General features: G+C 49.5%; 24 protein-coding genes. All 24 read right to left on the reverse strand.

Translation table 11 applies throughout. The features are described 5' to 3' along the window. Positions 1–25 precede the first annotated feature (25 nt). Entirely contained in the window at positions 26–1,438 is a 1,413-nt protein-coding gene (locus tag HFP08_RS19220) for a DUF342 domain-containing protein (RefSeq protein ID WP_168122228.1), read from the reverse strand. Between the two features lie 17 nt (positions 1,439–1,455). Next, on the reverse strand, positions 1,456–2,241 hold the full coding sequence (locus HFP08_RS19225) for a FliA/WhiG family RNA polymerase sigma factor (protein WP_168122229.1): 786 nt from the start codon (positions 2,239–2,241) through the stop codon (positions 1,456–1,458). A 4-nt stretch (positions 2,242–2,245) separates the two neighbouring features. Beyond that, complete coding sequence (locus tag HFP08_RS19230) at positions 2,246–2,683, reverse strand: hypothetical protein (protein ID WP_168122230.1); 438 nt, start codon at positions 2,681–2,683, stop codon at positions 2,246–2,248. A 1-nt stretch (position 2,684) separates the two neighbouring features. Further along, positions 2,685–3,179: a chemotaxis protein CheD gene (locus tag HFP08_RS19235; RefSeq protein ID WP_168122231.1), complete on the reverse strand. Its 495-nt coding sequence runs from the start codon at positions 3,177–3,179 to the stop codon at positions 2,685–2,687. Beyond that, positions 3,176–3,799 carry a chemotaxis protein CheC gene (locus HFP08_RS19240; protein ID WP_168122232.1) on the reverse strand — a complete coding sequence of 208 codons (624 nt, stop codon included), beginning with the start codon at positions 3,797–3,799 and terminating at the stop codon, positions 3,176–3,178. The genes HFP08_RS19235 and HFP08_RS19240 overlap by 4 nt, the downstream gene beginning before the upstream one ends. Positions 3,800–3,802: 3 nt before the next feature. Next, positions 3,803–4,264: a chemotaxis protein CheW gene (locus HFP08_RS19245; protein WP_168122233.1), complete on the reverse strand. Its 462-nt coding sequence runs from the start codon at positions 4,262–4,264 to the stop codon at positions 3,803–3,805. 13 nt (positions 4,265–4,277) lie between these two features. Continuing rightward, positions 4,278–6,353 carry a chemotaxis protein CheA gene (locus HFP08_RS19250; protein WP_168122234.1) on the reverse strand — a complete coding sequence of 692 codons (2,076 nt, stop codon included), beginning with the start codon at positions 6,351–6,353 and terminating at the stop codon, positions 4,278–4,280. A gap of 41 nt (positions 6,354–6,394) precedes the next feature. Next, entirely contained in the window at positions 6,395–7,753 is a 1,359-nt protein-coding gene (locus HFP08_RS19255) for a protein-glutamate methylesterase/protein-glutamine glutaminase (RefSeq protein WP_168122235.1), read from the reverse strand. A 26-nt stretch (positions 7,754–7,779) separates the two neighbouring features. Beyond that, on the reverse strand, positions 7,780–8,649 hold the full coding sequence (locus HFP08_RS19260; RefSeq protein ID WP_168122315.1) for a MinD/ParA family protein: 870 nt from the start codon (positions 8,647–8,649) through the stop codon (positions 7,780–7,782). Further along, complete coding sequence (gene flhF / locus HFP08_RS19265) at positions 8,642–9,874, reverse strand: flagellar biosynthesis GTPase FlhF (RefSeq protein ID WP_168122236.1); 1,233 nt, start codon at positions 9,872–9,874, stop codon at positions 8,642–8,644. Before flhF ends, HFP08_RS19260 begins: the two co-directional genes overlap by 8 nt. Continuing rightward, entirely contained in the window at positions 9,871–11,901 is a 2,031-nt protein-coding gene (gene flhA, locus HFP08_RS19270; protein WP_168122237.1) for a flagellar biosynthesis protein FlhA, read from the reverse strand. Before flhA ends, flhF begins: the two co-directional genes overlap by 4 nt. Positions 11,902–11,933: 32 nt before the next feature. Next, on the reverse strand, positions 11,934–13,022 hold the full coding sequence (gene flhB, locus HFP08_RS19275) for a flagellar biosynthesis protein FlhB (protein WP_168122238.1): 1,089 nt from the start codon (positions 13,020–13,022) through the stop codon (positions 11,934–11,936). A 13-nt stretch (positions 13,023–13,035) separates the two neighbouring features. Continuing rightward, on the reverse strand, positions 13,036–13,830 hold the full coding sequence (gene fliR / locus HFP08_RS19280; RefSeq protein WP_168122239.1) for a flagellar biosynthetic protein FliR: 795 nt from the start codon (positions 13,828–13,830) through the stop codon (positions 13,036–13,038). Between the two features lie 11 nt (positions 13,831–13,841). Next, entirely contained in the window at positions 13,842–14,111 is a 270-nt protein-coding gene (gene fliQ, locus HFP08_RS19285) for a flagellar biosynthesis protein FliQ (protein ID WP_168122240.1), read from the reverse strand. Positions 14,112–14,129: 18 nt separating this feature from the next. Continuing rightward, entirely contained in the window at positions 14,130–14,894 is a 765-nt protein-coding gene (fliP, locus tag HFP08_RS19290; protein WP_168122241.1) for a flagellar type III secretion system pore protein FliP, read from the reverse strand. Continuing rightward, on the reverse strand, positions 14,884–15,561 hold the full coding sequence (locus HFP08_RS19295; RefSeq protein WP_168122242.1) for a FliO/MopB family protein: 678 nt from the start codon (positions 15,559–15,561) through the stop codon (positions 14,884–14,886). Before HFP08_RS19295 ends, fliP begins: the two co-directional genes overlap by 11 nt. 13 nt (positions 15,562–15,574) lie before the next feature. After that, complete coding sequence (locus HFP08_RS19300; RefSeq protein ID WP_087570964.1) at positions 15,575–15,937, reverse strand: response regulator; 363 nt, start codon at positions 15,935–15,937, stop codon at positions 15,575–15,577. A gap of 20 nt (positions 15,938–15,957) precedes the next feature. Then, on the reverse strand, positions 15,958–17,190 hold the full coding sequence (gene fliY, locus HFP08_RS19305) for a flagellar motor switch phosphatase FliY (RefSeq protein ID WP_168122243.1): 1,233 nt from the start codon (positions 17,188–17,190) through the stop codon (positions 15,958–15,960). Next, entirely contained in the window at positions 17,180–18,181 is a 1,002-nt protein-coding gene (gene fliM, locus HFP08_RS19310; protein ID WP_168122244.1) for a flagellar motor switch protein FliM, read from the reverse strand. The genes fliY and fliM overlap by 11 nt, the downstream gene beginning before the upstream one ends. A 95-nt stretch (positions 18,182–18,276) precedes the next feature. Then, entirely contained in the window at positions 18,277–18,744 is a 468-nt protein-coding gene (locus HFP08_RS19315; RefSeq protein WP_168122245.1) for a flagellar basal body-associated FliL family protein, read from the reverse strand. Further along, positions 18,741–18,968, reverse strand: coding sequence for a flagellar FlbD family protein (locus HFP08_RS19320; RefSeq protein ID WP_168122246.1), 228 nt, complete (start codon positions 18,966–18,968; stop codon positions 18,741–18,743). The genes HFP08_RS19315 and HFP08_RS19320 overlap by 4 nt, the downstream gene beginning before the upstream one ends. A gap of 65 nt (positions 18,969–19,033) precedes the next feature. Continuing rightward, positions 19,034–19,846, reverse strand: a complete 813-nt coding sequence (flgG, locus tag HFP08_RS19325) for a flagellar basal body rod protein FlgG (protein WP_168122247.1) — start codon at positions 19,844–19,846, stop codon at positions 19,034–19,036. 87 nt (positions 19,847–19,933) lie between these two features. After that, positions 19,934–20,320: a TIGR02530 family flagellar biosynthesis protein gene (locus HFP08_RS19330; RefSeq protein ID WP_168122248.1), complete on the reverse strand. Its 387-nt coding sequence runs from the start codon at positions 20,318–20,320 to the stop codon at positions 19,934–19,936. Continuing rightward, complete coding sequence (locus HFP08_RS19335; RefSeq protein ID WP_168122249.1) at positions 20,317–20,931, reverse strand: flagellar hook capping FlgD N-terminal domain-containing protein; 615 nt, start codon at positions 20,929–20,931, stop codon at positions 20,317–20,319. The genes HFP08_RS19330 and HFP08_RS19335 overlap by 4 nt, the downstream gene beginning before the upstream one ends. Between the last annotated feature and the right edge of the window lie 21 nt (positions 20,932–20,952).

Here is a 20,952-nt window from a genome sequence, read left to right on the forward strand (position 1 = left end):
CCTCTGACTCGAACAACTTATTTTATCATTTCGGAACATAGGGAGCGATGGCTATATCGCCGTCTTTTAATTGAAAGCTCGCCTTTTGAACGCTGTCTTTAACGAATTTTGTATATCTGCCGATGACTATTTTTGTGCCTCCGTAAATTGTACCGCTTACATCCACTCTCGAACGGTCCGTTCCTTCCAAAATCTTTTCGATTTCCAACACTCTGTTTTTCGCTTCATCCGCAATCTGGAGCGTTTGGCGCTTGGTCGCGTTCAGCTTGATGCGCATCGCCTGTCTTTCTGGAGATAATTGTCCGGCTGCCGCCAGCTGATCGAGTATGACGAGCGCTTTATCCGTTTTGTCAATGCTCTCTCTCGATTCCTTGATTCTCGCCCTCTGTTCAATCATTTCTTCGCGAAGACTCGGATTAACGCCAACTTCAATCGATGTTGCCGTCGACATCGCGTTCCCGATCGTTCTGCCGCTTACCAAATCTCCTGCTTGAATGGAACCACCGACGATAAGTCCCTTAGCTCCCGAGCAATAGATGCTTCTGCCAGCTTTGACCATTGAATGCATAATGCTTTGAGAAACAATGACATCCTCGGCGGCATACACATTTCCTTCTTGCACGAACGAACATTTAACATTGCGTCCCGCTTTCACAAAGCCTTTGCCGCTCGCCATAATGCCACCGGTAATATCGATCGACCCCTCAGATTCCAACTCCGCGCCTTCAACGCCTCCGACCACCCGGATATCTCCTGAAGCTTTCACCCGGAAGCCGTTCAGCACATTTCCTCGAATGACGACCGTACCCACAAAATCGATGTTGCCGACACTGTAATTGACGTCGCCATTCACTTCATAGACGGGGAATACATTAATCTTGCTTTTGTCGGTTATCGTTATCAATCCGTCCAGCGCGGCATACATCGCGGTCTGCTCATTATTAAGCACAACGTTTTTGCCAAGCTTGAATCTGGCGCGTTTGCCAAGCTTCGATGCCAGCTCTTCTCCGGTAACCGTCATTCCCGCCTCGCCTTCAAGCGGTTCCACGAGCTCAGCAATGAGCATTCCGCGCGTGACATTTTTGAGGTTCGATACTTCCTTGAGATTCACCTTGCCGTTTTGTTCTTTCGACGGCTTCTGATCGTTATCGCTCATATCGTAGACAAATCGCACCGTGCCGTCCTTCCCGGGCAAAGCGTTCTTCCCTTGAGCGACGAGGGTTTGCTCTTTGCAAAATGCAAGCGGCAACTTGCAAATCTCGTTCAAGACATCGAGCTTGATACCGAAGACCACGCCATGGCTTTTAAGAAAGGATTCCAGATCGCCCGGCCGGCATTCAAATTCATCCGACATTTTGGAGAATGTTAGAAAAGCGGACAGCTTGTCAGCGGAAGTCTGTACGCGAAGATAAGATTCCAGATCTGATGAGTCCATCATACGCCTCCTCCTAATCGCTATTGCTGCATTAATTGATCTTTATATTTAGCCAATGCTCCTCTAAGCCGCAAGATCGCCTTAGAATGGAGTTGGGAAATTCGCGATGGTGACAAATTCATAACTTCAGCTATCTCGCTGAGGGATAATTCTTCATAGTAGAATAGGGATACCACAATTCGTTCTTTCTCGGTTAGACGGTCAATGCCTTTCACCAGCGATTCTTTCAAATAATATTCATGCGCTTTATGATCAGGATTTTTTGCTTTATCGTCCACCAGCAATGACATGCGGGTCTCGGATTCTTCTTCACGAATCGGATCTTCAAGCGAGCATATCGTCGCCACGGATATATCCTGCAGCATTATGGCAAATTCCTTCTCGGAAATTTGCAAATATTGACTGACTTCCGCGTCGGTGACGGATCGCATCAGTTTCTGCTCAAGATGCTGATACGCCTCTTCGACTCGTTTCGCTTTCTCGCGGACCGATCTGGGAACCCAGTCTCCTTGCCTGAGACCATCGATAATACTGCCTCGTATTCGCCAGGAAGCATAGGTCTCGAACTGCAGTCCGCGCTGATAATCGAATTTCTCTATCGCATCAATGAGACCCATTACGCCGTTGCTCGCAAGATCATCCTTTATGATGTTTTTGGGAAGTCCAATCGCCATGCGGTTCGTAACAAATTCAACAAGCGGCAAGTAATTTTCGATTAGCTGCTTTTTCGCCTCATGATTCCCGCATTCTTTCCATGCCTGCCACAGATCGAAGTAGGTCAATTGAGGGGCTTTCAACTCAGTCATCGACTCACTCTCCTGTCAGGTGACGTAATGCCTTTGCTAGTTCTTCTGGTTGTTTGTTATTTGACGTCGACACGAGCTGGGGAGGAGAGAGCGGCTTGAAGCCTTCTGACTTCCCGTCCTTGCCCGGCTCTCCATTCGCATTCGCGCCTTGCAGTTGTTCCTTCAACATTGCATTCAGATCCTCTGACTCATCGGGCGTTGACAGATCAAGCTGACCGCCTTTATCCTCCTGCTCGTCTTCTATTTCGCCGATTAGCGCAGGCGGCTTCAATATGATGCCAAGCGCGCCTCTCGCCGCGTAGCCAAGCACGAAGAAGGTTGCGCATGCATACAGAGCCCGAATCATAATAACAGACCACGGATTATCGCTATAGGAGAACAGGACTGTAAGTCCGATTCCAAGCAAACCGAAAGCTGCGTTCCATCGCCAAGTTCCCAGCATATTAAAACTCCTTTATTCCATACTGCACGCTTTTGACAAACAGCTTGCCGGTTATGCTGTCGAGTTCGATTGTGCGCCCGTAATTGCTGCCGGTATCCTGCGCTAGCACCGGAATATGATAGTGCTTCATCAAAGCCGTGCATGACTCAACGTTCCGCGGTCCGATTCTTAGCGTGTCCGATTGTCCCGAGAGGGCGAACATTTGCGCGCCGCCCGCCATCTTCGCTTGCAATCGATCCAATCTTGCGCCAACGGCGAGCATACGATCCAGCAGTTCAGGAATTGCCGTATCCGCGTATTTGGCCGTATTGAAAGAGGATTCGCGCGCAATCTCAGAGGAAGGAAGCATAACATGAGCCATGCCGGCAATTTTGGATCTCGGATCGAACAAGGTAAGTCCGACGCAAGAGCCCAACCCGGTCGTTTTTAATAGAGCCCCGTCAACAGCTATATTAAGATCTGCCATGCCAACCTTGATCTGCAATTGTCCTGTCATTCTTGACCGACTCCTAATGCCCTGAAAATTTTGTTGAACGATTCCGGGTCAGGGATTAGGAAGAAATGGCCTTCGAGCGATTCGCAATCTTCCAGGAACGTCGTCTCGATCAGCAAGGCCGAATCTCCCATCTCGCCATATTGCATCAAGCCGTAACTAAGAATCGCTCCAGCCATGTCATGGGCAATGCCGGGCACGGACGGCTGCATGCTAAGCTGAGTGAAATCCGCTAGCGAAGACAAGTAAGAGCCTGCCAGAATATTGCCTATTTCGCAAATCGCGGACAGCTCCATTTCCGAATAGCTCTCTTCCTCATCCTCATGACGCATGGAGAGCAGCTGACGCAGAATTCGCTTGGCGGACTGTTCCTCAATAATGAAAAACATGTTGCCGGGCGCCTCTCCCTCCACGCGGAGGAATACCGCCAGCACGATCTGCTCCGAGCCGCCGACTCGCTCCGCCACCTCCTCGAAGGCAAGCAGACTGACCTTCGGCACCGCCATATCAACGGGCTTGCCCAGCAGCTTGGACAACGCGGTGGCCGCATTGCCCGCTCCAATATTGCCGACTTCCTTCAACACATCGAGTTCAAAGGCTTCAAATGAATTAAATCCCGCCACGGCTTATACCTCTAGCTGCTCAAGTCGAATAATCTCGTTTTTGTTAAGAACTTCAGACAAGTTGAGCATGATGAGCAAGCGTCCTTCCCCGAGTTTTGCTATGCCGCGCAAATACTTCGCTTTAATCCCTCCAACAACCTCCGGCGGCGAATCAATCGTGTCCGTATCGATATCGATAACGTCATTTGCCGAGTCGACCATAAATCCAACCTCAAGCTCATTGGCCGCGACAACAATGATTCGCGAATTTTCCGTAGGCTCCGTCTCGGAAAGATTAAAACGTCCCCTAAGATCGATGACCGGCACAACGACGCCGCGCAAATTAATGACGCCTTTGATGAAGTCGGCCGTTTTGGGAACACGGGTAATCGGGGAAAGTCTTTCAATGGTGCGAACCTTGTCCACTTCGATTCCGTACTCTTCCTTGCCAAGCGCGAACACGATAACCTTCAATTCTTCTCCCATTGCAAAAACCTCCTTATTTGATAAGTGCGTTTGGATCAATGATTAATGCGACATAGCCGTCGCCAAGTATCGTTGCTCCGGATATGGCGGGAATATGCGACAAGAAGCCGCCTAATGATTTCAGTACGATTTCGCTTTGGCCGATAAACTCGTCCACCATGACCGCAGCCCATTTATCGCCTTTGCGAATGACGATGATTTCCGTTTCTTCCTCTGCGCTTTCATCGAAATCGGGAGATTCGAGCACCTTGCTGAGCGAGATTAGCGGGATAATCGATTCCCGGAATTGAATCATGGAATTGCCATGAACATTCAAGATGCTTTCGCGCTTGATCACGCCTGTCTCCACAATGGAAGAAAGCGGCACCGCATACTTCTCGGAGCCTAGCTGAATCAGCATTGCAGCTATAATAGACAGTGTTAGCGGCAGCTGCACGGAAAATTTCGTTCCTTGTCCCTGCACCGAATGAATCGTGACATTGCCGCCAAGCGATGTAATCTTGGTTTTAACGACATCAAGCCCTACTCCGCGGCCGGAAATATCTGAAATTTTGTCTGCCGTGCTAAAGCCAGGCGCGAAAATCAACATGTTTATTTCATCGGAAGTCAAGCGATTCGCTTCTTCTTCGGTAATAACGCCGTTCTTGATTGCAGTCTTAAGCACTCTCTCTTGATTAATCCCGCGACCGTCTTCCTCGACCTCGATAAACACATTGTTGCCGCTGTGGAACGCTCTTAAGTGAATGGTCCCCGTCTCCGGTTTCCCGACAGCGAGCCGCTCCTCGGGCGTTTCTAAACCGTGGTCAACCGAATTCCGCAACAGATGCACAAGAGGATCTCCGATTTCATCGATAACCGTGCGGTCAAGCTCCGTATCCGCGCCGGTGATGACGAGCTCCATCTTCTTGTCCAATGATTTCGCCAGATCTCTTATCATTCTCGGGAATCGATTGAACACGGAGTCCACGGGCACCATGCGAAGCTTTAGCACGATATTCTGCAAATCGGAGGAAACGCGAGTCATATGCTCCACCGTTTCGGTCAGTTCGTTGCGCTTAATCTCGCTGGCAAGCTGCTCCAATCGAACACGGTCGATCAACAGCTCACTGAATAAATTCATCAACAGATCCAGTCGATCGATATCGACACGAATCGTGCGAGTCGCAACGGCGGCCGGCGCTGCGCCGGACTTGCTCTTGGCCGGCTCCGCTTTCTTCTCCTGGGCGGCCTTGACTTCCTTCGTTTCCGCTTTTGCCGGTTCGGCCACAGCAACTGCTTCTGAAGCCGCGGCGGCCGGCGCAGTTGTCATTGCAATCAGCGATTCCTCGTCCAGAGGCGTAACAATCGCTTCTTTGATTTCAGATATGCGGCTGATTTGTTCAGACAGCCCCTCCTGCGGAAGCGATGATATGACGAAAACCGTGAAGGAACGATCGAACTTCTCCTGCTCCAAGTCCTGCACGGAGGGCTCCGACTTTACGATTTCGCTCGTCCGCTCCAGTAAATCGAACACCATATAGGCTCTTGCTGCCTTGAGTACGCATGTATCATCAAGAGTAATCCTGATGTAGTAAGGCTGTTGGCCGCTGCCAATCGCCTGTTGCAGAATTGAAGACTGGAACTGGTCAAGCAGCACGACACCGGATGAAGCCGATTGGACTTGAGCCGGGACATTCCCCTCGGAAGCGTTGTCAGCATTCGATTGATAATCATTATGAAATATTTTTTGCAGAGAAGCGACAATTGCCGTTACATCCGCTTTCCCTGTCCCTCCGCCGATAATATCCTGCACCATGGCCTCGAGTGCGTCCAAGCCTTTGAATAAGGTATCGAAAATAAAGCTGTCCATCTTCAGCTTGTCATTGCGGACAAGGTCCAGCACGTTCTCCATCTCGTGAGTAAGCGAGGCCAAATCCTCGAATCCCATCGTTGCCGACATACCCTTGAGCGTATGCGCGGAACGGAAAATGGTTTGCACGATGCTGATATCCTCCGGGCTATTTTCGAGCTTTAGCAGATTTTCGTTCAAGGATTGCAGATGATCGTTCGATTCGTCGATAAACATGGACAAATACGCATTCATATCCATACACTTGCACCTCCTGTTAGAATAATCGATTTCAATTCCGCTTATTGCTGCAGCACGGCTTCTGTAAGCTCCTTCGCAATTGCATGAAGCGGCAATACAGTTTTCACATAGCCGCTCTCGAATGCCGCGCGGGGCATGCCGTACACGATACAGGTCTCTTCCGACTCGGCAATCAGCGATACCGCGCCGCCTTCCGAGAGAAGCTTCAATCCCTTGGCGCCGTCGCTGCCCATCCCGGTCATGACAACCGCATGACGGGAAAGCTCGGGAAACTCCGCAACGGATTCGAACATGACATCGACCGATGGCCGATGTCCATTGCGTTGAGGCGAATCGGTCAGCTTGACAAAATAACTGCCGGACTTCTTCGCGAGCTCAAGATGGAAGCCTCCAGGCGCGATATAGACAAAGCCCGCCCTTACTTCCATATTCTGCTCGGCTTCAACGACATGGAGAGCAGAGAAGCTGTCGAGTCGCTGCGCCAATGATCTCGTGAACTTGGGAGGCATATGCTGAACGACGAATACGGGTGCCGGAAAATCGGCTGGCAATGAGCAGATGACTTCATTAAGCGCTCTTGGACCTCCCGTAGATGTGCCGATGGCGACGAAATGTTTAAAGCTGCCGCCCACCCGTTTCTTGCCTTCCGGAGCCGAAGACCCGGCACTCGCTTTAGCAGCCGTCTTTTGCTCGGCCTTGCCTGCTGATTCAGACGGGTTAATCGGCTTTTGGACCCGTTCAGACCGCGTTGCGTCAACAAGCCTGGATGATTGCTTGGGAGGCTGTGATAATTTGAATTCGCCAGGTCGCAGCTGCGGGCTTTCGGCTTTTTTTTCTCGCTTTGGTATATGTAAAGAAGCGGGTTTAGGTTGAAGTCTCGTTTCGCTTCTGCCTGTCGCCGGCTTCTGATCCTTCTCAGCTTGCTGCCGCTCATCCGCTGCAGCGGTCTCCTGCTTGCTGGACTGCTGCTCCAGCAATTGAACGGATTTGCTTTTGCTAGCAAGCACCGCCGCCTTCAGCTTCTCCAGCAAGACGATTCCCACTTGGGAAATATCATCTCCGGAACCCGAAACGGAGGGCTTGCGGATAAAATCAAACGCTCCATATTGCAATGCCTTTATCGTATCTCTGGTGTTGTTCTCGCTAATCCCCGACAACATGATGACGGGAGCAGGCGAGGTTTGCATAATGAGTCGCAGCGCCTCGATGCCGTTCATCTCCGGCATCTCCAAATCCATCGTAATAACATCGGGCTTATGCTTTAGCGCCGCATTCACCGCTTCCATGCCGTTAACGGCGGTTCCCGCTATGATGAACTGCCCATCCTTCGTGATTAAATCACTAATGATCTGCCTCATGAACGCAGAGTCGTCAACGACCAATACGCGATAAGAAGTCATCGTTTCCCCTCCTCGAATCCAAAGGATCACCTTGATAGTCTAAAAAATTTAGTTAAAAATCCTTTGACGCCCCCGCTGTCGGAACGTGTTCCCGGAATCTCCAAGAAGTTTTTTGCGATCCTTGTTACGGCAGCAGTTGCATCTGTATGCGGAAAAGCGATCAGAAACGGAATTTGTCTTTTGACCGCTTTCGAGACATTGGAATCATCCGCAACAATGCCAAGCATGGGGAGCTCGAATTGCAGAAAACGGTTCGTGACCAAATTCATCTTCTGGGCCGTTTCTCTTCCTTCCCTGTGATCGATCGCACGATTCACGATCAATTTAAAATCAACACCCATGCCCATTCCGCTAACCATCTTAATAAGTGCGTAGGCATCGGTAATCGATGTGGGCTCCGGAGTCGTCACGACAATTGTTTCCTGAGCCGCCCCGATGAACTTGACGGTTTCCTTCGACAGGCCGGCCCCTGTATCGAAGAGGATGACATCATACTGTCCATGAAGCTTTTCGATCTCCCCGGCAAAACGATTGAGCTGATCTTCGGTCAGATCGATCAAATCGCTGAACCCTGAGCCTCCGGCAATATAATGCAGCCCCTCGGGTCCGAGCTGAATAATTTCCCATATCGTTTTCTCTTGTTTGAGCAAATGGTACAGACTGTATGTGGAGGATCTGCCCATCAACACATCGATATTCGCCATTCCGATATCGGCATCGAACACGAGAACTCTCTTTCCCAATCGCTGCAGCGCCAATGCAAAATTCAAACTGAAATTGGATTTGCCCACTCCGCCTTTGCCGCTTGTGACGGTAACAATTCTCGAAGCAGTCTGAAGCTCTGTCGGATCCTGCCGGCTGACCAAATGGCGCAATGCTTCCGCTTGATCATTCATCATGGGGGTCACCTAACAGCAAATCCAGGTATTTTGACAAATGAAAGGGAGCAATATCATCCGGAACGTTTTGTCCGCTTGCGATGTAGGTCGGATGCAGCTCATGACGCAAGATGAGATTCACGACAGAGCCGTATACCGCGGTTTCATCCAGCTTCGTGAACAACACTTTCCTTATGCCAAAATGACTGAACTTATCGGCAATCATCTCCATGTCCCTCGACTTAGCGGTCAAGCTTAAAACAAGAATCGTCTCGCTCTTATGCTGGACTTGAAGCAACGAATTGACCTCGGATACATGAAGCTCGCTGCGGAAATTCCGTCCTGCCGTATCCATAAGAATCAAATCCCGGCTTTCGAGCTCCTTGTAGGCTTTGGGCAAATCCATCGGCGAGAAGACGACCTCCAGCGGCACATTCAATATGTTGGCATAGGTTCTCAACTGATCGACTGCCGCTATCCGATAGGTGTCCGATGTAATAAATCCGACCTTCTTTCTGTACTTGATCGATTGCTCGGCAGCCAGCTTGGCGATGGTCGTGGTCTTGCCAACGCCGGTAGGACCAACGAAGTGGATTACTCTCGCTTCGCTCGAAATGCCTTCCTCCGTGTAAGGCTGCAGCCACTCTTGCAATATTTCCTTGGTCAGCTTCCAAACCTCGGCCTTGCCAAATGGCTGCTCTTCCGCCTTTTCCCGCTCGAGCAATGCTTCAAGCAGCTTGTCAACATGACTTTGATCAAGCTCTTGCTCTATTAAACGGTCCTTCAATTGTTGCAGGGAATCCGTTAACGCATTCGGCGCTTGCTGCTGTTTCGTCAGCTTCACCATAAACTCGCGAAGCTCGCGAAATTCGTTCTCCAGATATTGCTCTTGTTTGGACCGGGAAGCGGAGCCCCCGGCTCTTGCATCGTAAGCAGCAGCCAGAGGTTCAGGAGGAGCAGGAGGCTCAGCTACCGCCGTGCTAGCTCCCTTGGCCGTCTGAAGAATTTGCTCCACTACCGAGCTTACTTCAGGGGTCAGCTTGCGTTGCTGCTGCGGGCTTTCCTTCGAGGCTCCCGCTTCAATCGCTGCAATAACTTCCATTTTCCTCTGCTTGAACATGCCCATGAAGCCGCCTACGCGAATTTCCTTCGTGTCGAGAATGACCGCATCCTTGCCCAGTTCGGTTCTGATCATGGTCACAGCCTCCGGCAAGGCGTTCACAATATAACGTTTCACCCTCATAGATTCACCACCCCGACGCTCTGTACTTCAATATTAGGCTCCAGTTCGCTGTAGGATAGAATCGGAACCTCGTTCATCGTTCGCTCCAGAATCTGTCTCAGATACATTCGAATCGTCGGCGAAGCCAGCACCACCGGCTGTGTGCCCGATTGAATCTGTCTGTTCACCTGCTCGTTCATCCTCTGATAGATTTGTTGGGTCGAGACGGGATCAAGGGCGATATAGCTGCCTTGCTCGGTTTGCTGCACGGATTCCGAGATTTTTTTCTCAAGCTGAGGGCCTACCGTAATGACCCTGAGCGTATCGCCGCTTGGCGAATATTGCTGTGTAATTTGCCTCGAAAGCGACTGTCTCACATATTCCGTCAAAATATCCGGATCCTTGGAATACGGACCGTGATCCGCCAATGTCTCGAAAATGGTAACGAGGTCGCGAATTGATATTTTCTCTTTCAACAGCTTGGCCAGCACCTTCTGAACATCCCCGACCGTTAGAATTGAAGGAATAAGCTCGTCGACCAACGCCGGATGATTTTCCTTCACATTCTCGATTAATTGCTTCGTTTCTTGCCTTCCAATCAGTTCATGCGCATGACGTTTAATAATCTCTGTCAGATGCGTCGCTACGACGGACGGAGGATCAACGACGGTGTAACCCGACAGCTCGGCACGCTCCTTCATAGATTCGTCAATCCATATAGCGGGAAGACCGAATGCAGGCTCCGTCGTCTCGATGCCTGTTATGGAATCATCGTCAAAGCCTGGACTCATCGCCAGATAATGATTAAGCAGAAGATCGCTTCGGGCTACCGTATTGCCTTTGATCTTGATAACATATTCATTCGGCTTCAATTGAATATTATCCCGTATGCGAATAACCGGTACGACGAGTCCCAGCTCAAGCGCGCATTGGCGTCTGATCATAATGATACGGTCCAGAAGATCGCCCCCTTGCTGAGTATCCGCAAGAGGAATGAGGCCGTATCCGAATTCGAATTCGATCGGATCGATCTGAAGCAAGCTGATGACGCTCTCCGGATTTCTAACCTCTTCAATCTCCTGCTCCTCGACAAGCAGTTCTTCCTGCTCAAGCTTCTGCGCTTGCATCTTCTGCATGTACCAAGCGCCTACAGCCAGAATAATTGCATAAGGCCATGTCCGAATCGGACCAATCGGCGTCAAGCCCAGTACCGCGATTGTTCCCGCGGCAATATAGAGCATTTTGGGGTACTTGAGCAGTTGTCCCGTCACGTCGTCGGATAGATTTCCTTCCGAAGCGGAGCGCGTGACAATCAAGCCTGCCGCGGTCGATATCAGCAGAGCGGGAATTTGAGCAACAAGACCGTCGCCGATTGTCAGCAAGGAGAAGGTTTGCAGCGATTCCTGAAAGGGCAAGCCATGCATCGCCATCCCGACGACAAAACCGCCGACCAGGTTAATCATCAGAATGATGATCGTCGCGATCGCATCGCCCTTGACAAATTTGCTCGCGCCGTCCATCGCTCCATAAAAGTCGGACTCCCGCTCAATCTTCGAGCGTCTCTCTCTTGCTTGCTGTTCATTGATCAAACCGGAGTTGAGATCGGCGTCGATACTCATCTGCTTGCCGGGCATCGCATCGAGCGTGAATCTCGCAGCGACCTCGGCAACCCTCTCGGAGCCTTTCGTAATGACAATAAACTGCACGACGACAAGAATAAGGAAGACGATAAAGCCGATCGCGACCTCTCCGCCCCCGACCCAGCTGCCGAAGGTTGCGATTACCTTCCCCGCATCCGCATGCTGGAGGATGCTGCGCGTCGTCGAGATGCTGAGCGCCAGTCGAAACAGCGTCGAAATTAAAAGAATGGTCGGGAAGATCGAGAATTCCAGTGCTTCCTTTGTATTCATTGCAACCAAAAGAATCATTAGCGCAAGTGAAATGTTAAGGATCAGAAAAATATCAATAAGAAAGACCGGGATCGGAATAATCATCATGAGCACGATGCCAATAATTCCTATTATGATGAATAAATCCTTTCCTTTCATGACGCTGCCTCCTCCCGTTAGAATCAAACTAGCTAGACACGGCCTTTCAATTTATATACATACGCCAGCACTTCCGCAACTGCCTGGAACAGGTCGGCAGGGATAACATCCCCAATTTCGGCTCGCTCGTAGAGCGCTCTGGCCAGCGGCTTGTTTTCCATCGTTATAATGCCGTTTTCTTTGGCGACTTCTCTAATCTTAAGCGCGATATGATCCATGCCCTTAGCGATGATCTTCGGAGCTTCCATCTCCGAAGCGTCATATTTGAGCGCAATCGCGAAGTGGGTCGGATTCGTTATGACCACATCGGCCTTCGGCACTTCCTGCATCATTCGCTGCATAGCCATCCTGCGCTGCCGCTCGCGAATTTTGCCCTTGATTAATGGATCGCCTTCCGATTTTTTATATTCGTCTTTAATGTCCTGCTTCGACATTTTGATGCTTTTCTCATGCTCGTATTTCTGGTACAGAAAATCCAGGAAAGCAAGCACGGACAACACGGCGCCAATCTCTATGCCAAGCTTGATCGTCAGACCCGCAGCGAACGAGAAGATCGCTTCGAGCGGCTTGGAGTAGAGAACAAGCAGTTCATCCCATTCTCTCTGAATGGTCATGTAAACCAGCAAGCCGATAATGCAAACTTTCAGAATGCTTTTCGCGAATTCCACCAAACTCCTGGCCGAGAAGATGCGTTTGAAACCGTCCAGCGGATTCAGCTTCTTAAGCTGCATCTTGAGCGGTTCCCCGGTTAACAGAAAACCGAATTGAACAATATTGCCGAGAATGCCGATCAGCATGACGATTGCGAATATTGGCATGAGCATCAGCAGCATTTTCCAAGCAACATCCATGAATAGACTGATCACATTATCGGGCGTAATGGTCAATGTCAGCCAGTTTTCGAACAAGCTGTGAAACAAGCCGAGCACCGCTGATTTGTAATAACCGCCGAGCATGAAGAACGACATGGAGACAAACAATAAAATAAGCGCGCCGGGGAGATCGCTGGATTTGGCTACCTGGCCTTTCTTGCGCGATTCCTCGCGCTTCTTCGGCGTCGCTTTCTCCGTCTTCTCCTGATTGAACAGCTGCAAATCCAGTTTCAATTGATATTGACGCATGTTGTCCCACCTCCTACTGCCCCTCAGGCGGTCCTTGCACAACTCCGAACAATTGCTCGAGCGAGTCGAACATAATAGAGAAAAGCTTCTCGAAAATAACGGACATTCCCGGGAGAAGCAGAATCAGCAGGAACAAGCCTACAATAATCTTCAATGGAATGCCAATGACAAATACATTGAATTGAGGCGCAGTTTTCGTAAGAAAGCCCAGACCGAGGTCGGTCAAAAACATCGCCACTACAAGTGGTGAAGCAATTTGAACCGCCAGCAGAAACGTGTTGCTGAATATTCGTACCAGCATATCTGTAATGCCGCCCTCCAGCATTCTGGAGAACAGAGCATTATCAAGCGGCATCCATTGATAGCTGTCCATAAGACCAGTCAACAAGAAATGATGGCCGTTCATCATCAGGAACACGACAATCATAAGCATATACTTGAAATTGCCCAGCAGCGGCGCCGAAACGCCGGAAAGCGGGTCGACGACATTCGCCATGGCGAAACCGATCTGCATATCCATGAAAGCTCCCGCGGTTTGAACGATAGCGAAAAACAGGTATACGACAAAACCGATTAAAACGCCAATCAGAATTTCTCTGATAATCATTAGTAGATAGGAGGCGTCAATGACAATCGTCTGTTGAAAGCCGTAAGACAAAAAGATAATAAAGGTAAGAAAGAAGCCTAGACCAATCTTGAACGTGTTCGGCACGCCTCGGGAAGAAAAGACAGGCGCGACGACGAAAAAAGAGGTAATTCGACAAAAAATCAATAAAAAAATAGGCAAACCTTGTTCTATTGCGTCCATTCACTCACAGCCTAACCGATGTAATAATTGAGATTATTCAGCAGATTATAAGTGAAATCGAGAACGGTGTTCAAAATCCAGGGGCCAAAAATAATAATTGACAGAAACACGGCCACGATTTTCGGCACGAACGCAAGCGTCTGCTCTTGAATTTGCGTGGTTGCTTGAAATACACTGACGAGCAGACCGACGACAAGCGCTAGAACCAGCATTGGCGCGCTTGCCTTCAACACGGTGTAAACCGCTTCTCCCGCTAGTCCGATAACCATTTCAGAGCTCATATCCATTCCCTCCGCCTATCATCCAGAATTGAAGCTGACGAGCAGCGATTTCACGATTAAGTACCAGCCGTCCACCATGACGAAGAGCAAAATTTTAAAGGGCAGCGATATCATAATCGGCGGGAGCATCATCATTCCCATCGCCATTAATGTACTAGCCACAATCATATCGATAACGAGAAAAGGGATGAAGATGGCAAAACCCATCGTGAATGCCGTCTTAAGCTCGCTGATTGCGTAAGCCGGAACCAGCACGGTAATCGGAATATCCTCGAAGCTTTCCGGTTTCTCCGTCTTCGTATAATTCATGAAGAGCAGCAAATCCTTCTCTCTTGTATGCGAGAACATAAACCGCTTGAGCGGCACCGAGGCTTCCTTGAGCGCTTCCGTCTGACTAATCTCATGCTTCAGATAGGGCTGCAAGGCTACCTCGTTCACTTGACCGAAGGTAGGCGCCATAATGAAGAAGGTAAGGAACATGGCAAGCCCGATCAGCACTTGATTGGGAGGCATCATCTGCGTGCCCAGCGACGTTCTTACGAAACCAAGCACGATTATGATGCGAGTAAAGCTCGTCATTAGAACCAATATGGCAGGTGCGATGCTGAGCACCGTGAGCAGCAATAGTATCGATAATGCGCTCGTATTCGTATCGCTGTTCGGATCATCGCTTGCATCGCCGAACAGATCGGGCAATTGCAGTTCCAAAGCGTTTGCGTGCTGTTGGACAAGCAATGACAATAGGAGAACCGCTGCGAACGACAGCCATCTCTTATTCCTCATGATCGATCAACCGTTCATTCTTTTTTTGTTCTTGAAGCAAGCTCTCAAGCTGCTGCTTGCGACTTGATTGATTGCTCAGCTTCCTTTGGAGCAGTTGCTGAAAGCTTGACGCCTCGTCTGCATCCCGCGTATCAACCGCAGACTGTTCCTTGTTCCGTTTGAGGAGCTTTCTAAGAACCCCTGCAATATCCTGCGAATTCCATGTTTGCTGAGATTTGCGTTCAAAGGATGCATAGACGGCGGACACAAGCTCCGGATCGTCAATTTTGTCAATTAAAGTAATGCTCTCACCGACTCCGACGATATAGATGCGATCCGCAATCTCCACCACCTGCATCGAGCTGCTCTGGCCTAGAGATACGCCGCCAAGCGTACGCATGGCTCGGTTTGCTCCCCATTGCTTGCTTCGAATCGACAGCCATTTAATGACGAGAATCATCAAAGCGACAACAATGGCAAGCGCGACAATTACCCAAACAATATTGCCTAGCAGTTCACTTGTATCCGGTGTATCCCTTCCAGCCGTTTGAGATGAGACCGCTCCGAGATTTCCCGTTGTATCGTTGCTCGAATCTCCTCCCGCAGCCGCAGCAACGGGCAACGGGTATGCTTGAATGCCTGCAACAGCGAGCAGAAGAGAGCAGATGGCAATTCGGTAATTCTTCATTGCCGACGTCTGCTTATCCAAGCGTCTTCTTAATCGCTTCAATTACGCGATCCGCCTGGAACGGCTTTACGATGAAGTCCTTGGCGCCCGCTTGAATCGCATCGATAACCATAGCCTGCTGTCCCATGGCCGAGCACATAATGACCTTTGCGTTGCCGTCCATTTTTTTGATTTCTTTCAAAGCGGAAATGCCATCCATCTCCGGCATTGTGATATCCATTGTAATCAAATCCGGTTTAAGCTCCTTGTATTTCTCCACGGCTTGAGCGCCGTCTTGCGCTTCTCCAACGACCTCATATCCGTTCTTCGACAAGATATCTCGAATCATCATACGCATAAATGCAGCATCGTCTACAATTAGAATGCGGTTTGCCATCTTCATTTCCTCCTAGGATGTTATTGTAATTTTTGAATGCGGTCCCATTGGCTTACTATATCCGTCACGCGCACGCCGAAATTTTCATCAATGACAACAACTTCGCCTTTGGCGATTAATTTGTTGTTGACAAGGATGTCGACCGGCTCGCCCGCCAACTTGTCCAGCTCAATAATCGAGCCTTGAGACAGTTCGAGAATATCCTTAATTTGCTTCTGGGTCCTTCCTAATTCTACAGTGACCTTTAAGGGTATGTCGAGCAATAAATTCAAATTTGTCGCTTCATTTTGCGCAAATTGTTGATTATTGAAGTTCGCGAATTGAACGGGCTGAACATTTACATTCCGATTAACGTTCGGCGAAGTCGGCGCAGGACCCGGATGACCAAAAGAATCATAGGCAGCAGCAGGATTTCCATAGCTTTGCGGCATTTGTTCAGGAGGTCTCTGAGGCTCTGGCGCTGGCGTCGGGGCAACTGCCGAAGAAGCTGCCGTTTGCTGCTGGGCACTGCTCTGCTCCGCTGCCGCAGCCGCTGAACCCGTTCCAATGTCCTCCTCTCCTCCCATCAAGGTCGAAACCATTTGCTTCGCAAATGAGACAGGCAAAAGCTGCATGATCGTCGAATCAATCAAATCGCCAATGGTAAGATGAAAGGAGATTTTGATAAACACATCAACCGGCGGCAAATGCGACATTCCGTCGCCGTTGCTAACATCCAAAATATCAATGCCGGGGGGCGAAATGTTGACAAACCGATTGAAAATGGTAGACATCGAGGTCGCCGATGAGCCCATCATCTGATTCATCGCTTCCTGAACTGCGCTAATATGAATTTCATTCAGCTCCTGATTCCCATCTACCTCGCCTTCTCCGCCAAGCATCAAATCAGCGATAACCTGCGCATCTTTAGTCCGGATAACAAGAGAGTTAATCCCTTCGAAACCGTCAACATATTGAACGCTGACTGCCACATGCGGCCTTGGAAACACATCGCCGAGTTGATCCTTCCGAACAAGCGTTACCTGAGGCGTCGTAATGTCCACCTTCTTGCCGAGCAGCGTCGATAGCGCGGTTGCGGCGCTGCCGAAAGTAATGTTTCCGATTTCACCAAGTGCATCCTGCTCGATCGAAGACAAATAATCGGACAACTGAACCTCGTTCGCGGGAGGCGGCATTTCGTCAAGCGGCTCATTGGAGGATTGACGCAGCAACGCATCAATCTCTTCTTGCGACAAATAATCCTTACTCGTCATATTCTTCTTCCACTCCTTCGCTTACAATTTCGTCGACTTGAACGGCCAATTTATCCTTAATCGAGCCGGGACTGCCAATAAACTTCAATTTGTCCCCGACCTTTATCTTAAGTCCGTCATTCACAGACTTGTCCAGCGAAAGCACATCCCCTACGCTTAACGACAAAAATTCTTGAATCGTGATGGAGGAATGTCCGAGTTCAGCCACGATCGGAAGCTTTGCTTTATGAACGCGCTGCTCCAGAATTTCAACTTCCTCGGGAGCTCGTTCTTTCTTCTGAGACACGAACCAATGATGAACAGACAGTCTTGGCATGATCGGCTCCAGCACCACATGGGGAATGCACAGGTTAATCATTCCTGTTGTATCGCCGATTTTGGTGCTGAAGGAAATTAATGCAATCGTTTCGTTCGGAGATACAATCTGCATGAATTGCGGATTCGTCTCCAACGCTTCCAGTCTGGGCGAGATGTCGATGACGGTTTTCCAGGCCTCTTGCAGGCTGTCAAATGTTCTTGCGAAAATTTTCTCCATAACTATCGTTTCAATCTCGGTCAAAGCGTTAATTTTGGATGGCGCCGTTCCCTGACCGCCGAGCATTCGATCAAGCATGGCGTAAGCAACATTCGGATGAACTTCAAGCACCATTCGTCCTTCGAGCGGCTCCGCTTCGAATATATTCAGAATCGTCATCTTGGGGATGGAACGAATGAATTCATCGTACGGCAATTGCTCGACATCCACGACGTTAATTTGCACAAACGTCCGGAGCTGCGCTGAGAAATAGGTTGTCAGATATCGCGCGAAGTTCTCATGAATACGAGTCAGGCTTCGGATATGATCCTTCGAGAAACGAACCGCGCGCTTGAAATCATAGACACTTACCTTGCGTGTGACTTCTTCCTTCTTCAATTCCTCCGCATCCATTTCCCCAGAGGACAATGCTGCCAGCAAGGCGTCAATTTCATTCTGCGATAGAACATCAACCAATTCTCTCACCTCCTTCGAGGAATGTCCCTATAAAGGTTGTTCAATAAGCCCGCTTTTGCCAAGCAGCCTGAATTTTTGAATTCGAATTTAAGAATCTACAATCTGGTAATAATGAAATCCGTTATTTCCACCTTCAACAACTTTCCATCATTCGGAATGACGGGATTGATCAGATTAAGAAGCTTCGATTCAAGAGCGTCTTCGCCCTTGGAACCTTCGAGATCCTCCTGGGAAACATCGGCCAATGTCCGGCTAATAATCGGTTTAATCTCGATGTCCAGAAGCTTATCGAAGTTCTCCTTCGTTTTCTTGCTGTCCAGTTGAAAAGCAAAGCTCATAATCACGACATAGTCGGAGTCCTGAATGTTTCTGCGGAAATCTTTAAGGATGGACGTTTCTTCCACTCTTTCATCTGCGGAAAGCTCCTTAACCTCCACTTTGGCGTTTTCTGCCGTCTCATTCGCAGGATCATTGAAGAACGACCGAAACAGTATGATTGAAACTATGGCAATGAGTGTAATAGACAATAGAATCGTAATTAACCAAGGCAACATTTTCTTCATGTCGAAGGCCCCTCCATCTGGTCGAGTTTCTGTGCCGCTGCGACGAGGCCGATTGATTGAAGATACTGCTGATTAAGCAATATCAGCTCATTTGCTCTCTCTTTCACAACAAGTTTGTTGCCGGTTGTCAGAGTAATGACAGTATCAGCAGCTTCTTCAATCCATTCGATAAGCAAGGCATTAATGACAATCTTGGTGCCGTTAATTCGAGTGACGGTGATCATCAGCTTCCCCCCTGAGCTTAGTAGGGGAGGCTGGCAGCCTCCCGCTCATTCATTGCTTTCTATCTTTAACGCTTCAGATTGACGACTTCTTGAAGAATTTCATCCGAGGTCGTAATAATACGCGAATTGGCTTGGAAGCCGCGCTGAGCAACAATCATCTCCGTGAACTCGGCCGTGAGGTCGACATTGGACATTTCAAGCTGACCGGAAATAATAGCTCCAGTTCCAGTCTCGGGATCATTAGCCGTCAACAGCTCGAATTCGCCATCCGGATTCGCGTTGACGGTCATGCGATATAAATTCCCGCCCAGCTTTTCAAGTCCGCTTGGATTGACGACCTTGGCAATGCCGATTTGAGCAACTTCTGTTTGTCCATCCGCAGTGACGCCGATAATCGTGCCATCCTGCGCGATCGAGAACGCTGTTACCTCTTCATCCAGCACAATAGGCGAACCGTCTGAGCTGAGCACGAACATGCCGTCTGAGGTTACGAGTTGTCTGTCCGCATCCAATGTGAAGTTGCCTGCTCTTGTCAGCAGCTGCTCCGTGCCGTCTCCAGCCGATACAACGAAAAATCCGTCGCCGTCGATGCGAAGATCCGTTGGCTGGTTTGTCGTCATCGCGCTCCCTGCAGTATGAATCGTGTCAATTGCGCCGATAGATACGCCCAGACCGATTTGCTTCGCGTTCACGCCGCCGCTCTCCCCTTCTTCGGGAGCGGTTACGCCTGATACCGTTTGGCTCAGTATATCCTGGAACATAACTCGTCCGGCCTTGAAGCCCACTGTGTTGACGTTCGCAATGTTATTCCCGATTACATCCAGCTTGGTTTGAAAGCCCCTCATGCCGGAAACGCCTGAATACATGGATCTTAACATAGATTCGATTCCTCCATTTTCAACTCATTATAATGATTCAAGTTGCATCAATCGATCCGCAACTATAGGCCTCCTGCGCGGTCCAGCCTATGATAATATAATGGCGCTGTCGATCTTCGTGAACACATTGCTTTTCATTTGGTTGCCGTCCATTGCTGTTACAACGGTTCGGCTAGGAACATTCACAATCATCGCAATATCTCGATAAACGATAAGCGAGTCCTTTGCTCCTTTTGAAGCCGCTTGATCCACTGCATCTCTAATTTTGTCAAGCGATTCCGGTTGAAGCTGAATACCGCGCTCAGCCATTCTCGTCTCGGCATGGCGGCTGAAATTAAGCACTTCGGATTGAAGCATTTTCTGGAACGGAGAATCCTTCGCCGCTTTCTTCAGATCGGAATGGACGAATTTCTCAAGCTGCAAGGGAGCGCTTCTTATTGGATACATGTGGCTGATCTTCATGCCATCGCTCATGCTCCTTCACCTTCTTCCGAACTGCCGCCGGACTCCTCGCCAGATTCCGAGCCTTCAGTCGCATCGGTACCGTCTGTCGTATCAGTACCGTCCGTTGTATCGGTACCGTCCGTTGTATCGGTACCGTCTGCGGGATCAGTTCCGTCCGTTTCTCCCCCGGTTTCCGAATCGCTTGGCCCGTTGACAGAAATAGAAGTTACATAATCGAGCCCGACCTCCATGCTGCCGGATCTCGCATATAAGAGTCCATCCTTCGAAACAATCGAATCGACAATGCCTCCTAATGTCTGAATGTCGCCCGACTCATCGTATTCATTCCACTCAATATACTTGCCTATCAAGCTTGACGCCGAGCCTATATTCTGTCTCATTAACGCGAGCTCCGACGACATGTTCATCAACTGCTCAACAGAAGTAAATTGAGCCATCTGGGCGATAAAGTCTTTGTCCTGCATGGGTTGCATCGGATCCTGATTGCGAAGCTGCGTAACCAGAATGGATAAGAATTGATCCTTGCCAAGCGTATCGCTGGGTTGCCTTTCGGCCGCTGCTTGCACATTCGAGGCAGCGTAATTCGGCCATATTGTTTGGGTAGAAATAGCATCAGACATCTTTTCGTTCACCTCCAATTC

The organism is Paenibacillus sp. HB172176 (assembly GCF_011947265.1).
Classification (GTDB): domain Bacteria; phylum Bacillota; class Bacilli; order Paenibacillales; family Paenibacillaceae; genus Pristimantibacillus.

Excerpts from the sequence above, each read along its gene's own strand:
- HFP08_RS19220 (WP_168122228.1), bottom strand. The coding sequence starts at position 1,438 with ATGATGGACTCATCAGATCTGGAATCTTATCTTCGCGTACAGACTTCC.
- HFP08_RS19225 (WP_168122229.1), bottom strand. The coding sequence starts at position 2,241 with ATGACTGAGTTGAAAGCCCCTCAATTGACCTACTTCGATCTGTGGCAG.
- HFP08_RS19230 (WP_168122230.1), bottom strand. The coding sequence starts at position 2,683 with ATGCTGGGAACTTGGCGATGGAACGCAGCTTTCGGTTTGCTTGGAATC.
- HFP08_RS19235 (WP_168122231.1), bottom strand. The coding sequence starts at position 3,179 with ATGACAGGACAATTGCAGATCAAGGTTGGCATGGCAGATCTTAATATA.
- HFP08_RS19245 (WP_168122233.1), bottom strand. The coding sequence starts at position 4,264 with ATGGGAGAAGAATTGAAGGTTATCGTGTTCGCGCTTGGCAAGGAAGAG.
- HFP08_RS19250 (WP_168122234.1), bottom strand. The coding sequence starts at position 6,353 with ATGGATATGAATGCGTATTTGTCCATGTTTATCGACGAATCGAACGAT.
- HFP08_RS19255 (WP_168122235.1), bottom strand. The coding sequence starts at position 7,753 with ATGACTTCTTATCGCGTATTGGTCGTTGACGACTCTGCGTTCATGAGG.
- HFP08_RS19260 (WP_168122315.1), bottom strand. The coding sequence starts at position 8,649 with ATGAATGATCAAGCGGAAGCATTGCGCCATTTGGTCAGCCGGCAGGAT.
- flhF (WP_168122236.1), bottom strand. The coding sequence starts at position 9,874 with ATGAGGGTGAAACGTTATATTGTGAACGCCTTGCCGGAGGCTGTGACC.
- flhA (WP_168122237.1), bottom strand. The coding sequence starts at position 11,901 with ATGAAAGGAAAGGATTTATTCATCATAATAGGAATTATTGGCATCGTG.
- flhB (WP_168122238.1), bottom strand. The coding sequence starts at position 13,022 with ATGCGTCAATATCAATTGAAACTGGATTTGCAGCTGTTCAATCAGGAG.
- fliR (WP_168122239.1), bottom strand. The coding sequence starts at position 13,830 with ATGGACGCAATAGAACAAGGTTTGCCTATTTTTTTATTGATTTTTTGT.
- fliQ (WP_168122240.1), bottom strand. The coding sequence starts at position 14,111 with ATGAGCTCTGAAATGGTTATCGGACTAGCGGGAGAAGCGGTTTACACC.
- fliP (WP_168122241.1), bottom strand. The coding sequence starts at position 14,894 with ATGAGGAATAAGAGATGGCTGTCGTTCGCAGCGGTTCTCCTATTGTCA.
- HFP08_RS19295 (WP_168122242.1), bottom strand. The coding sequence starts at position 15,561 with ATGAAGAATTACCGAATTGCCATCTGCTCTCTTCTGCTCGCTGTTGCA.
- HFP08_RS19300 (WP_087570964.1), bottom strand. The coding sequence starts at position 15,937 with ATGGCAAACCGCATTCTAATTGTAGACGATGCTGCATTTATGCGTATG.
- fliY (WP_168122243.1), bottom strand. The coding sequence starts at position 17,190 with ATGACGAGTAAGGATTATTTGTCGCAAGAAGAGATTGATGCGTTGCTG.
- HFP08_RS19315 (WP_168122245.1), bottom strand. The coding sequence starts at position 18,744 with ATGAAGAAAATGTTGCCTTGGTTAATTACGATTCTATTGTCTATTACA.
- HFP08_RS19320 (WP_168122246.1), bottom strand. The coding sequence starts at position 18,968 with ATGATCACCGTCACTCGAATTAACGGCACCAAGATTGTCATTAATGCC.
- flgG (WP_168122247.1), bottom strand. The coding sequence starts at position 19,846 with ATGTTAAGATCCATGTATTCAGGCGTTTCCGGCATGAGGGGCTTTCAA.
- HFP08_RS19330 (WP_168122248.1), bottom strand. The coding sequence starts at position 20,320 with ATGAGCGATGGCATGAAGATCAGCCACATGTATCCAATAAGAAGCGCT.
- HFP08_RS19335 (WP_168122249.1), bottom strand. The coding sequence starts at position 20,931 with ATGTCTGATGCTATTTCTACCCAAACAATATGGCCGAATTACGCTGCC.